Annotated in this window: 10 protein-coding genes; 3 read left to right on the top strand and 7 right to left on the bottom strand. The window is 70.1% G+C overall.

The window, feature by feature from the left end; translation table 11 throughout:
• Positions 1 to 6 precede the first annotated feature (6 nt).
• Positions 7 to 831 (bottom strand): maleylpyruvate isomerase family mycothiol-dependent enzyme, encoded by an 825-nt coding sequence (locus AB0N14_RS11020; protein ID WP_366025355.1) that lies wholly within the window; start codon positions 829 to 831, stop codon positions 7 to 9.
• Between the two features lie 191 nt (positions 832 to 1,022).
• Between AB0N14_RS11020 and AB0N14_RS11015 the strand changes: the two genes are divergently transcribed.
• Complete coding sequence (locus tag AB0N14_RS11015; protein ID WP_366025403.1) at positions 1,023 to 1,823, top strand: carbon-nitrogen family hydrolase; 801 nt, start codon at positions 1,023 to 1,025, stop codon at positions 1,821 to 1,823.
• Between the two features lie 18 nt (positions 1,824 to 1,841).
• Here AB0N14_RS11015 and AB0N14_RS11010 read toward each other — a convergent pair whose 3' ends face one another.
• On the bottom strand, positions 1,842 to 3,158 hold the full coding sequence (locus AB0N14_RS11010; protein WP_366025354.1) for an MFS transporter: 1,317 nt from the start codon (positions 3,156 to 3,158) through the stop codon (positions 1,842 to 1,844).
• Positions 3,155 to 3,838, bottom strand: a complete 684-nt coding sequence (locus tag AB0N14_RS11005) for a GntR family transcriptional regulator (RefSeq protein ID WP_366025353.1) — start codon at positions 3,836 to 3,838, stop codon at positions 3,155 to 3,157. The genes AB0N14_RS11010 and AB0N14_RS11005 overlap by 4 nt, the downstream gene beginning before the upstream one ends.
• Before the next feature lie 208 nt (positions 3,839 to 4,046).
• Between AB0N14_RS11005 and AB0N14_RS11000 the strand changes: the two genes are divergently transcribed.
• Positions 4,047 to 4,949 (top strand): D-alanyl-D-alanine carboxypeptidase, encoded by a 903-nt coding sequence (locus AB0N14_RS11000; protein ID WP_366025352.1) that lies wholly within the window; start codon positions 4,047 to 4,049, stop codon positions 4,947 to 4,949.
• Positions 4,950 to 5,023: 74 nt separating this feature from the next.
• Here AB0N14_RS11000 and AB0N14_RS10995 read toward each other — a convergent pair whose 3' ends face one another.
• From AB0N14_RS10995 to AB0N14_RS10980, 4 genes are all read right to left on the bottom strand, one after another.
• Entirely contained in the window at positions 5,024 to 6,412 is a 1,389-nt protein-coding gene (locus tag AB0N14_RS10995; protein WP_366025351.1) for a dihydrolipoamide acetyltransferase family protein, read from the bottom strand.
• Between the two features lie 10 nt (positions 6,413 to 6,422).
• Positions 6,423 to 7,400, bottom strand: a complete 978-nt coding sequence (locus AB0N14_RS10990) for an alpha-ketoacid dehydrogenase subunit beta (RefSeq protein WP_366025350.1) — start codon at positions 7,398 to 7,400, stop codon at positions 6,423 to 6,425.
• Position 7,401: 1 nt separating this feature from the next.
• On the bottom strand, positions 7,402 to 8,592 hold the full coding sequence (gene pdhA, locus AB0N14_RS10985) for a pyruvate dehydrogenase (acetyl-transferring) E1 component subunit alpha (RefSeq protein ID WP_366025349.1): 1,191 nt from the start codon (positions 8,590 to 8,592) through the stop codon (positions 7,402 to 7,404).
• Between the two features lie 516 nt (positions 8,593 to 9,108).
• Positions 9,109 to 10,683: a protein kinase gene (locus AB0N14_RS10980; protein ID WP_366025348.1), complete on the bottom strand. Its 1,575-nt coding sequence runs from the start codon at positions 10,681 to 10,683 to the stop codon at positions 9,109 to 9,111.
• A gap of 380 nt (positions 10,684 to 11,063) precedes the next feature.
• Here AB0N14_RS10980 and AB0N14_RS10975 point away from each other — a divergent pair, with 380 nt between their 5' ends.
• Entirely contained in the window at positions 11,064 to 12,683 is a 1,620-nt protein-coding gene (locus tag AB0N14_RS10975; protein ID WP_366025347.1) for a protein kinase, read from the top strand.
• Positions 12,684 to 12,724: the final 41 nt, after the last annotated feature.

The raw sequence follows: 12,724 nt of genomic DNA, 5'->3' as shown, positions 1-12,724 counted from the left end.
CGTCGTCTACTTCGTCACCGCGAACGAGCGCAGGATCGCCGCCGTCAGCTCCGGGTCGCCCTCCGCCTTGATGCGGTCGGCCACGGCGTCCGCGCTCACCCGACCGCAGGCCAGGCGGACGTACGTCTCCCAGTCGAGCGTCAGCGTCACCGCCGGACCCAGCGAGGGCGTGCCGTCGATCGAGCCGCGTCCCTCCGCGTCCACCCGGACCGTGCGCAGGAACTCCACGGGGCCGTGCACGTCGATGACGACCGCCGAGCCGGGCTGCGCGCCCGCGCCCTTGGCGACCACCTCCGGCAGGGCGGCCAGCAGCTCGTCCCGGGTGATGTGCGCGCCCGGGGAGTCGAGGTTCCCCGGGCGGCCGAGCGCCGTGCGCAGGTCCTGCTCGTGCACCCAGACGTCGAACGCGCGGTACCGCATGGCCTCTTCGAGAGTCTGTTCGGTGCCGAGCGGGCCGCGCATCTTGGTGCCCGGGTCCCGCGAGTCGTTCCGCAGCTGGCGGTTGCGGCGGATGATCGTGTACTCGAGTTCGGACGTCATCTCCGGCGCCGTGTGGTGGCGGCGGACGTCGACCTGCATCTCCATGTAGCGCTGGTGATCGTTGGTGACGTGGAACAGGTCGCGCGGGAGCGTGTGGATGGGGCGCGGATCGCCGAGCATCTCGCAGTCCATGCCGATGACATGCGAGACCACGTCGCGCACCGACCAGCCGGGGCACGGTGTACGCCGGTTCCACTCGCCCTCCACGAGCGGCTGCACCAGCTCGGATATCGCTTCGATGGAGTGGGTCCAGGCATCGGCGTAGGGCTGAAGAGTGGGATGCAGACTCACGGAACGGGACCCCTCGGGCGGTCGGTGCACGGGCGTTGGTCGACGGCGTTGTCGGTGGTTGTACTGCGGGAGGTGGCTGTCGGCGGATGTCTCGGGACGTTAAGTTACGCTGCTGCGAGGCACCCCGGCAGTGCTTTGGTGTGACGATCGTAGGCCCGTTGAGAAGGCTCGATTACCAGGACGGTGGTAGTGTGCGCGCCTCCCTGATCCAGATGCGGGTGGACGAGGACGAATCGGTCGATTCGCGTCGGCGGCGAGCCGCCTCGCTGGTACGAGATCAAGCCGGAGCCGATCTCGTGGTGCTGCCCGAGCTGTGGACCACCGGGGCGTTCGCCTACGAGCGGTTCGGCGCCGAGGCCGAGCCGCTTCAAGGGCCGACCCACGAGGCGATGGCGAAGGCGGCGGCCGACGCGTGCGTGTGGCTGCACGCCGGCTCGATCCCCGAGCGCGCGCCCGACGGCACCCTCTACAACACGTCTCTCATCTTCTCCCCCTCCGGTGAACCGGTCGCGTCCTACCGCAAGATCCACCGCTTCGGCTTCGACAAGGGCGAGGCCGTGCTGATGGGTGCGGGGACGAAGCCGGTGACGGTGCGGCTGCCGGGGACGACCGTCGGCGTGGCGACCTGTTACGACCTCCGCTTCCCGGAGCTGTTCCGCTCGCTCGTGGACGCGGGGGCCGAGACGCTCGTGATCCCGGCGGGCTGGCCGGAGCGCCGCCGGTCCCACTGGACGCTTCTGGCCAAGGCGCGGGCGGTCGAGAACCAGGCGTACGTCCTTGCGTGTGGAACGGCCGGAACACATGCGGGAGTTCCGCAGGCGGGTCACTCGATCGTGGTGGATCCGTGGGGGGATGTCCTCGCCGAGGCGGGCGCGGAGGAGGAGATCCTCACGGTGGAGTTCGACCCGGCGAGGGTGGCGACGACGAGGGAGCAGTTCCCGGCGCTGAAGGACCGGGTCCTGGGCCTGGCGCCCCCGCGTCGTCCGCTCTAGACGGTACCCGGCGCCCTCTCACGCAGGGACGTGCACCGTCTCCACCCGGCTGGCGACGAGCCGCTCCCGCTCCCTGCGCGCCGCCCGCTTCCGGAGCCGCAGTATCTGGCTGAGCCCCACCGCCTGGAGCACGAACACGGCGCAGAACGCCACGGTGTAGTCGTCGCCCGTCGCGTCCAGCAGCACCCCGATCGCCAGCAGCGTCGTCATGGAGGCGACGAAACCGCCCATGTTGGTGATCCCGGACGCCGTGCCCTGACGCTCCGGCGGATTCGCCGGCCGGGCGAAGTCGAAGCCGATCATCGAGGCCGGACCGCACGCCCCGAGCACCGTGCACAGCACGACCAGCAGCCACATCGGCGCATGCGCGGCGGGGTAGGCGAGCGTGGCCGCCCACACCGCCGCCGTCGCCCCGACCGTGCCGAGGGCCAGCGGCAGCCGCGCCGCGTGGTGCCGGGCGATGATCTGGCCGTACACCAGTCCGATCAGCATGTTCGACAGCACGACGAGCGTGAGGAGCTCACCGGCCGTGGCCCGGGACAGGCCCTGCGCCTGGACCAGGAACGGCAGGCCCCACAGCAGCAGGAACACCATCGCCGGGAACTGGGTGGTGAAGTGCACCCACATGCCGAGCCGGGTCCCGGGTTCCTTCCACGACGCCACGATCTGCCGCCGCACGTACGCCGACCCGCGGTGCGGGAACGGCTCCGGCTCATACCCCTCCGGATGGTCCTTCAGGAAGAGAAGCAACGGGACGAGGACGATCACCCCGGCGACCGCGCTGCCGCCGAACGCCGTCGTCCAGCCCACTCCGTGCAGCAGCCGGGCGAGCACGAGCGTGGAGACCAGGTTGCCCGCCATGCCCACCAGACCGGCGAGCTGGGCGACCAGCGGACTGCGGCGGGCCGGGAACCAGCGCGTGCCGAGCCGCAGCACGCTGATGAACGTCATCGCGTCGCCGCAGCCCAGCAGCGCGCGCGAGGCGAGCGCCGTCCCGTACGACGGGGAGAACGCGAACCCCAGCTGACCGGCCGTGAACAGGACGACCCCGATGGTCAGCACCTTCTTGGTGCCGAGCCGGTCCACGAGCAGGCCGACAGGGATCTGCATGCCCGCGTACACGAGCAGTTGGAGGATGGAGAAGGTGGACAGGGCGGACGCGTTCACATGGAAGCGGTCCGCCGCGTCCAGTCCGGCCACGCCCAGCGACGTACGGAAGATGACGGCGACGAAGTAGACCGAGACGCCGATGGCCCACACGGCGACGGCACGCCGGCCGCCCGGCGGATCACCGGGGAGGGACACGGAACGGGAGCTCACCGACCCCGACCTCATCGCACCTCACCCCGCGCCAGGTGGGAGAACCAGCTGACGTGCCGGTGCACGATGTCCACGGCCGCCTCGGCGTCGCCGGACCGCAGCGCCTGAAGGATCTCCTCGTGCTCGGTGAGGGTCTTGGCGATGCGGTCGGGGTGCGAGTGCATGACGGCGACGCCCATCCGCAGCTGACGGTCGCGGAGTTGGTCGTACAGGCGGGAGAGGATCTCGTTGCCGCCGCTGCGCACGATCTCGGCGTGGAAGGTGCGGTCGGTGAGCGCCGCACCGGCCAGGTCACCGGCGGCGGCCTGCTCCTTCTGGCGGGCGAGCAGTTCCTCGAGCCGCTCGATCAGCCCCGGCGGGGCGGGGACGGCCTTGCGGGCCGCGTGCTCCTCGACGAGCTGGCGCGTCTCGATCACGTCCGCGATCTCCTGGGCCGAGACGGCGAGGACGAGAGCGCCCTTCTTCGGGTAGAGCTTGATCAGCCCTTCGACCTCCAGCCGCAGCAGAGCCTCGCGCACCGGCGTCCGCGAGACGCCGACCTCCTCGGCCAGCTCGCCTTCGGTCAGCAGCGTCCCGCCCTGGTAACGGCGCTCCAGAACACCCTGTTTGACGTGCGTGTAGACGCGGTCGGCGGCGGGGGGTTGTTTGAGGGGCATCTTCTCGGGGGCGCGGGCGATGGACGACGCTGCAGGCATGAGCACATCATAGATACAACACGTACGCATGCCGATGAGCGTCCACCATGTGGACCCGGCACAGAAGTCTCGGATTTCACCCGGGCAACCGCACATCCTTTTGTGCCACCTACGAGTCTCACGAGAAGGCGGCCTCGTCATCTGGCCGCACTCCAGGGGCATTTGGATGCATTCAGAGGCATCAGAGACGCAATCGGAGCGTTCAACTTTGATTACCGGCATTAAGGGCACGCGAGTTCGCAGGGCAGTCGCGGCAGTGGTCACCACCGGAGCCGTGCTCACCACCGGAGCCCTCACCGCGGCGCCCGCTCAGGCCGTCACCACGCCCTCGATCGTGGCCGCGGGCGGCTACGCGATGAACGATGCGAACGGCGCGACCCTGTACACGAAGGCCGCGGACACCAGGCGTTCCACTGGCTCCACGACCAAGATCATGACCGCGAAGGTGGTGCTCGCGCAGCCGAACCTCAACCTCGACGCCAAGGTGACGATCCAGAAGGCGTACAGCGACTACGTGGTCGCCAACAACGCCTCCCAGGCGCACCTGATCGTCGGCGACACGGTCACCGTCCGTCAGCTGCTGTACGGGCTGATGCTCCCCTCCGGCTGTGACGCGGCCTACGCGCTCGCCGACAAGTTCGGTTCCGGCACGACGCGTGCGGCGCGCGTGAAGTCGTTCATCGGCAAGATGAACAGCGCCGCCACGAGCCTCGGCCTGAAGAACACGCACTTCGACTCGTTCGACGGCATCGGCAACGGCAGCAACTACTCGACGCCGCGCGATCTGACGAAAATCGCCAGCAGCGCGATGAAGAGCTCCACGTTCCGCACGGTCGTGAAGACCAAGTCGTACACGGCGAAGACCGTCACCAAGTCCGGCACCATCCGCACCATGGCGCCGTGGACCAACACCAACTCGCTGCTCAGCAGCTACAGCGGCGCGATCGGCGTGAAGACCGGCTCCGGCCCCGAGGCCAAGTACTGCCTCGTCTTCGCCGCCACCCGCAACGGCAAGACGGTCATCGGCACGGTCCTCGCCTCGTCGTCGATCAACCAGCGCGCCACCGACGCCACGAAGCTGCTGAACTACGGCTTCGCCAGGCTCGGCTGACACCCGCACACACCAGGGGGCCTGCCGCTGTCGGTCAGCAGCAGGCCCCTTCGCCGTAGGTGGGTCGTCCCGCGCTAGGCCCAGGTGATCAGCCGCTTCGGCTGTTCCAGGATCGCGGCGACGTCCGCGAGGACCTTCGAGCCCAGTTCGCCGTCGACCAGGCGGTGGTCGAAGCTCAGGGCCAGGGTGGTGACCTGGCGGGGCTTGACCTTGCCCTTGTGGACCCACGGCTGGAGCTTGATCGCGCCCACCGCGAGGATCGCGGACTCGCCCGGGTTGAGGATCGGCGTGCCGGTGTCGACGCCGAAGACGCCCACGTTCGTGATCGTGACCGTGCCGCCCTGCATCGCCGCGGGACTCGTCCTGCCCTCCCGAGCCGTGGCCACCAGCTCACCCAGGGCCTCGGCCAGTTGGGGGAGGGTCTTGTCGTGCGCGTCCTTGATGTTCGGCACGATCAGACCGCGCGGGGTGGCCGCGGCGATGCCCAGGTTCACGTAGTGCTTGCGCACGATCTCCTGGTTGGCCTCGTCCCAGGACGCGTTGATGTCCGGGTTCCGCTTGATCGCGACCAGCAGGGCCTTGGCGATCAGCAGCAAGGGATTGACACGCAGACCCTCGAAGTCCTTGTCCTGCTTGAGCTCCTCGACCAGCTTCATCGTGCGGGTGACGTCGACGGTCACGAACTCCGTGACGTGCGGCGCGGTGAACGCCGAGCCGACCATCGCCTGCGCGGTGGCCTTGCGGACGCCCTTGACCGGGATACGGGTCTCCCGCCCGCTGTCGTACGTCACCACCGGCGCCGGCGCCTCGACGGCAGCGGGCGCCACCGGGACCGCGGGGGCCTCGGGGGCCGGTGCGGAGGCCACCGCCGCCTGCACGTCCTCGCGCGTGATGATCCCGTCCGGGCCCGACGGCCGTACCGTCGCCAGGTCGACGCCCAGGTCCTTCGCCAGCTTGCGCACCGGCGGCTTCGCCAGCGGACGGGCCTGCTCGCCGTGCCCGTTCAGGTCGCCCTGGAACACGGAGAGGGTCTCCTCGGCCGCCGCCGCGGGCGCCTTGCGGGGGCGGCGCCGGGTGGAGGACTCGGCGACGCCGTACCCGACGAGGACCGGCTTGCGGCCCTCCTGCTGGGTCTCCTTCGCCGGGGACTTCTCCTCCGCCGCCTTCTCGACGGGCGCCTGCGCCTCCTCGGCCGGAGCGCCGCCCGTCACGTCCACCGCGATGATCGGGGTGCCGACGTCCACGGTGGTGCCCTCGGGGAAGTGCAGCGCGCGGACCACCCCGTCGTACGGGATCGGCAGCTCCACGGCCGCCTTCGCCGTCTCCACCTCGCACACGACCTGCCCGTCGGTGACCGTGTCACCCGGCTGGACGTACCATTTGAGGATCTCGGCCTCGGTGAGCCCCTCGCCCACGTCGGGCATCTTGAACTCGCGCACGGACGCGTCAGTCATCGTCGTCACGACCCTCTCCTCAGTACGCCAGGGCGCGGTCGACGGCGTCCAGCACCCGGTCCAGGCCCGGCAGGTACTCCTCCTCCAGGCGCGCAGGCGGATACGGCGCGTGGTAGCCGCCGACCCGCAGCACGGGCGCCTCCAGGTGGTAGAAGCACCGCTCCGTGATGCGAGCGGCGATCTCCGCGCCCGAACCGAAGAACACCGGCGCCTCGTGCACCACCACCAGACGGCGGGTCTTCTCCACCGACGCCTGGACGGAGTCGAAGTCGAGCGGGGACACCGACCGCAGGTCCAGCACCTCCAGCGACCTGCCCTCCTCCTGCGCGGCCGCGGCGGCCTCCTGGCACACCTTCACCATCGGGCCGTACGCGGCCAGGGTCAGGTCCGTGCCCTCACGCACCACGCGTGCCTTGTGCAGCGGGCCCGGAATCGCCTCGGTGTTGACCTCGGACTTGTCCCAGTAGCGCCGCTTCGGCTCGAAGAAGATCACCGGGTCGTCGCTCTGGATCGCCTGCTGCATCATCCAGTACGCGTCCGAGGCGCTGGACGGGGAGACGATCTTCAGGCCCGCCACGTGCGCGAACAGCGCCTCCGGGGACTCGCTGTGGTGCTCCACCGCCCCGATGCCGCCGCCGTAGGGGATGCGGATGACGACCGGGAGCTTGACCTTGCCCAGCGAGCGGGCGTGCATCTTCGCCAACTGGGTGACGATCTGGTCGTAGGCCGGGAAGACGAACCCGTCGAACTGGATCTCCACCACCGGCCGGTACCCGCGCAGCGCCAGACCGATCGCCGTGCCGACGATGCCCGACTCCGCGAGCGGGGTGTCGATCACCCGCTCCTCGCCGAAGTCCTTCTGCAGGCCGTCCGTCACCCGGAAGACACCGCCGAGCTTGCCGACGTCCTCGCCCATCACCAGGACCTTGGGGTCCGACTCCAGGGCCTTGCGCAGCGACTCGTTGATCGCCTTGGCGATCGCCATCTTCTCGGCCATGTCACCGTCCCCCTTCTACGTCCGCGAACGACGCCTGGTAGGCGGCGAACTGGGCCCGCTCCTCGTCGACGAGCGCATGCCCGTCCGCGTACGCGTGCTCGAAGATGGCGAAGTGGTCCGGGTCCGGCATGGCACGGACCGCTTCACGCACCCGCCTGCCCAACGCCTCGCTCTCCGCCTCGAGTTCCGCGAAGAATCCCTCGTCCGCGTGGTTCGAGGCCTCGAGGTAGGCGCGCAGGCGGGCGATCGGGTCCTTCGCCTCCCAGGCGGCCCGCTCGTCGTCGAGGCGGTAGCGGGTCGGGTCGTCGGAGGTGGTGTGGGCGCCCATCCGGTAGGTGAACGCCTCCACCAGGGTCGGGCCCTCGCCGTTGCGCGCCCGCTCCAGCGCAGACTTGGTCACCGCGAGGCAGGCCAGCACGTCGTTGCCGTCGACACGCACCCCGGGGAAGCCGAAACCCTGCGCACGCTGGTACAGCGGCACCCGGGTCTGCTTCTCGGTGGGCTCGGAGATCGCCCACTGGTTGTTCTGGCAGAAGAACACCACCGGGGCGTTGTAGACCGCCGCGAACGTGAACGACTCCGCCACGTCGCCCTGGCTGGAGGCACCGTCACCGAAGTACGCGATCACGGCCGAGTCGGCGCCGTCCTTGGCGACGCCCATGGCGTAGCCGGTGGCGTGCAGCGTCTGCGAGCCGATGACGATCGTGTAGAGGTGGAAGTTGTTGCTGTTCGGGTCCCAGCCGCCGTTGTTCACACCGCGGAACATGCCGAGCAGGTTGGTCGGGTCCACGCCGCGGCACCAGGCGACGCCGTGCTCGCGGTAGGTCGGGAAGACGTAGTCGTCGTCGCGCAGGGCCCGGCCGGAGCCGATCTGGGCGGCCTCCTGGCCTAGCAGCGAGGCCCACAGTCCCAGCTCGCCCTGGCGCTGCAGGGAGGTGGCCTCGGCGTCGAAGCGGCGGGTCAGCACCATGTCCCGGTACAGCCCGCGCAGCTGCTGCGGCGTGATGTCCTCGACGTACCGGTCGTACTCGGGGTTCGCGACCCGCGCGCCCTCGGGCGTCAGCAACTGGACGAGGTCGGGGTCGCTGCCCTTCTTGGGCGTGTTGCTGGTGGTGCGCTTGGTGCCGGTGGTGCCGGCCTTGCTTCCGGCGCTGCGTCGCGGCTTGCGCGCGGCAGTGCTCTCCACGGTCACGTGTGCTCCTCCGTCGGTCCGGCCCCCGGGTTCGCCGGGTGCCTGGGTTCCCCTCGGCCCGTTCGGGCCGGTGGGAGCGGCTCCGCCTGCAGCGCACGGACGCACGGGGTGGGTGCGGCTCGTCCGAACAGACGTGGAAGGTGCCCCGGCGAGCACCCTGCAAGGGGCACGTTACCCAGCAAGCCACATTTCTGTGAAACCCCTCCTGACCTGGGATTTTGCTTGGAAATCCAAGTAAATCGAGTCAGTCGGGAACAGGTGCTGGTCACAGCCTTGCAGGGGGCCGGAACAACGGCACGTTATCCCGCCCGCCCGGAGCACGGGAAGACGTCATCTGGAGTGACACGGGTGTCGTACGCGGGTCCGCACCATGAGCTCGACCCAGGGGGACACGACCGGGGGCACGCACCTGGTACACGCGTGGGGGCACGACCTGGACACGGCCGAGAAAGGCCACGCGCGCGTGGAGCCCGTCTCCGGGCCACGCGCGCGTGGAGGACGCTTCACCGCGGGGCGTCAGGGCCCCTGGGTCCCGCCCGAGCTGTCGCCGCCCCCGTTCGACGAGCCGGCCGGAGGGGTGGAGCCGCCGCCCCCGCCGTCCGTGGGCGTGGCGGACGGCTGCTCCTGCGAAGGTGCCGACTCGGTCGGCTGCTCGCTCGTCTGCGGCGGCGTCGTCGAGGGCTCGGCCGACGGCTGTTGGCTGTAGCTCTGCGACGGCCGGTACGAGGGCGTCCAGTTCGAGTCGCCGCTCGTGTCCGAGTTGTCGCCCGGAGTGGTGGCGGTCTCCCCGTCCGTCGGCGTCTGGCTGGACCGCTTCTCCTCGTGCGACGTCGTGACGGTCGGCGACGTCGTCGGTCCGGTCCCGCCGCCGTCCCCCTTGTTCTGCAGGGCCAGCGCGACGCCCGCCGCGATCGCGATGATCGCGAGCACCGCGAGGACCCACAGCTTGCCGCGCCCGCTGCCCTTGTTGCCGTGTCCCTCGAAACCGCCCTCGTCCCCGGAGCCGTATCCCGTGGGCAGGATCGACTGCGGGATCTGCGCGGTGCCCGACTCGCCCGGATGCGGCAGCACCGCCGTGCCGGCGAGGCCCGCGGCCGGGGTGTGCCGCCCGTCGTGCATGCCCACCGGGCCGGTGTTCCAGGTGCCGGTGTGGCCGCCCTGGTCGTAGAGCATCTGCAGCGCGTACTGGACCAGCCCGCGCATCTCCTCGGCGGTCTGGAACCGGTCGTCCGGCTCCTTGGCGAGGGAGCGCATCACGAGCCCGTCCAGCTCCGGCGGCGAGGCCCCCTCGGAGATCTGGGACGGCGGCACCGGGATGTCCTGCACATGCTGGTAGACCACGGACAGCGGCGTCTCGCCCACGAAGGGGGGCCGCAGGGCCAGCAGTTCGTACAGCAGGCAGCCCGTCGCGTACAGGTCGGATCGGTGGTCCACGGCCTTGCCGAGCGCCTGCTCCGGGGACAGGTACTGCGGGGTGCCCATCACCATGCCGGTCTGCGTCATCGTCGTGGACGCCCCGTGCAGGGCGCGCGCGATGCCGAAGTCCATCACCTTCACGGCGCCGTTGTTGGTGATGATGACGTTGGCCGGCTTGATGTCGCGGTGCACGATGCCGTGCTGGTGCGAGTAGGCGAGCGCCTCCAGGACGCCCGAGACGATGATCAGGGCCTGCTCGGGGCCGGGCGCCTCGGCGTTGAGCAGCAGGTCGCGGATCGTACGCCCCTCGACCAGCTCCATCACGATGTACGGCACCGACTGGCCGCCCACGACGTCCTCGCCGGAGTCGTACACGGCGACGATCGCGTGGTGGTTGAGCCCGGCCACCGACTGGGCCTCGCGGGTGAAACGCGCCTTGGAGACGGGGTCCTCGGCGAGGTCGGACCGGAGCAGCTTGACCGCGACCGTCCGGCCCAGGCGCACGTCCTCGGCCGCGAACACCTCGGCCATGCCGCCCCGGCCGAGCCTGCGGGTCAGCCGGTACCGGCCGTCCCCGACAAGTCCGCCGTTGCCCCAGGTCTCCGGCGCGTCCGACATCCCGCCGCCAGTCGCCTCGGGGTCGGACGGGCCCTGGGCGCGCTGCGTCTGTGCCATCGGTCCTCGCCGTCGTTTCTGCCCGCGGTCTGCGCGGTGGTTGTCACGGTCTCCGACGGGCCACGCTACAGGCTCCGCGTAAGGCGCCGGTCCGAGATGGATTCGAGATGGACCGGCCATCCAACCCTGAACCCTGTCCCACGTGCAAATTCCGTGTGGCCGGCCATAGGGCCCCTGTAACGCTTCCGCGACGCTTCTTTCGCGTACGGTCACGGAACGGGCACCGAGCTTGACGTGTCCTTGCCCTGGGGCACACTTGGCCGGGAATGGACCAGTCGATCACGGAGCAGTAGCTGTCGATCGTCGACAACACGGATATCGATGACGGACCGCGGGAGCACCAGCAGCCGCTGCCGCCGCGCCGATGGGGGACGCAGAACATGAGCCAGGACGGCGCACACGGCCGGTACGCGGGGCGCGCGCTCGCCGCCGGCCGCTACCAGCTGCGCGACTTGCTCGGCGAGGGCGGCATGGCCTCGGTGCACCTGGCGTACGACTCGGTCCTCGACCGCCAGGTCGCGATCAAGACACTCCACACCGAACTGGGACGCGAGCAGGCCTTCCGGGAGCGTTTCCGCCGCGAGGCGCAGGCCGTGGCGAAACTCACGCACACGAACATCGTCTCGGTCTTCGACACCGGCGAGGACGATCTGGCGGGGACGACGACCCCGTACATCGTCATGGAGTACATCGAGGGCAAGCCGCTCGGCTCGGTCCTCGACGCGGACATCCGGCAGTACGGCGCGATGCCGGCCGAGAAGGCGCTGAAGATCACCGCTGATGTGCTGGCGGCCCTGGAGATCAGCCACGAGATGGGGCTGGTCCACCGGGACATCAAGCCGGGCAACGTGATGATGACGAAGCGCAACGTCGTCAAGGTCATGGACTTCGGCATCGCCCGTGCCATGCAGTCCGGCGTCACCTCGATGACCCAGACGGGCATGGTGGTCGGCACCCCGCAGTACCTGTCGCCGGAGCAGGCCCTCGGCCGGGCCGTGGACGCGCGGTCCGACCTGTACTCGGTCGGGATCATGCTGTTCCAGCTGGTCACCGGGCGGCTGCCGTTCGAGGCGGATTCACCGCTCGCGATCGCATACGCGCATGTGCAGGAGGAGCCGGTGGCTCCGTCCTCGATCAACCGTTCGCTGCCGCCCGCGGTGGACGCACTGGTCGCCCGCGCGCTGAAGAAGAACCCGAACGAACGCTTCCCGAACGCCGAGGCGATGCGGGACGAATGCCTGAGGGTGGCCGCGTCTCTCACGGCCGCCGCGCCGAGGATCGTGCCAGGCGCGCAGACCCCGAGCGGCGCCGGTGTCGGCTCCGCGGTCTTCCCGCCGGTCGGCCAGTCGGCGGCGGCCCCCGTGGGGCCCGTGCAGACGCCGTACCAGCCCGGCCCGTACGGCGGCCCGGTCCCGTCGCCCACCTACGGCTACCCGCAGCAGGGCGGCTACCAGACGCCCCCGCAGAACGCCGGGTACGCGCCGCAGCAGTCCGCGACGACCCCGCCGCCGTACCACCTCACCCCTCAGACGCCCGCCACGGGCGGTCAGAAGGGCAACCAGGCCTTGGTCATCGGCTCGGTCGTGGTCGCCCTATTCGTGATAGTCGGCCTGCTGACCTCACTGTTGCTGCACAACAACGGCAGCAGCGGGGACGAGGCCAACCGGGGCGACGGCAGTGCGAGCACGCCCCCGACCGTGGCCGCGGGCCACAGGGGCCCGGACACGACGAAGACGATCGAGACGACGGAGTGCACGGAGCCGGAGACGTCGTACGTCGACCCGAAGAAGATCCGGGTGCCCGACTTCTCCTTCAAGAACCTCACGTCGGTCGAGGCGTGCTTCCAGGCAGCGGGCTGGAAGTACACGATCACGCACGAGGACGAGAACACCTACGGCCAGGACACGGTCATGAGCCAGTCCCCGACGGCCGGTACGGACGCCAACCCGAAGAAGATGCCCGTCATCGAGCTCACGGTGTCGACGGGCAACCCGGCGTGAGCCGCTTCTGATGCGACGGCAGGGGCCCGCCACCCTCACGG

Source organism: Streptomyces sp. NPDC051104 (genome assembly GCF_040682835.1).
Classification (GTDB): domain Bacteria; phylum Actinomycetota; class Actinomycetes; order Streptomycetales; family Streptomycetaceae; genus Streptomyces; species Streptomyces cynarae.
The sequence above is the reverse complement of the archived record's forward strand: the minus strand, read 5'-3'. Positions and strand labels throughout refer to the sequence as shown.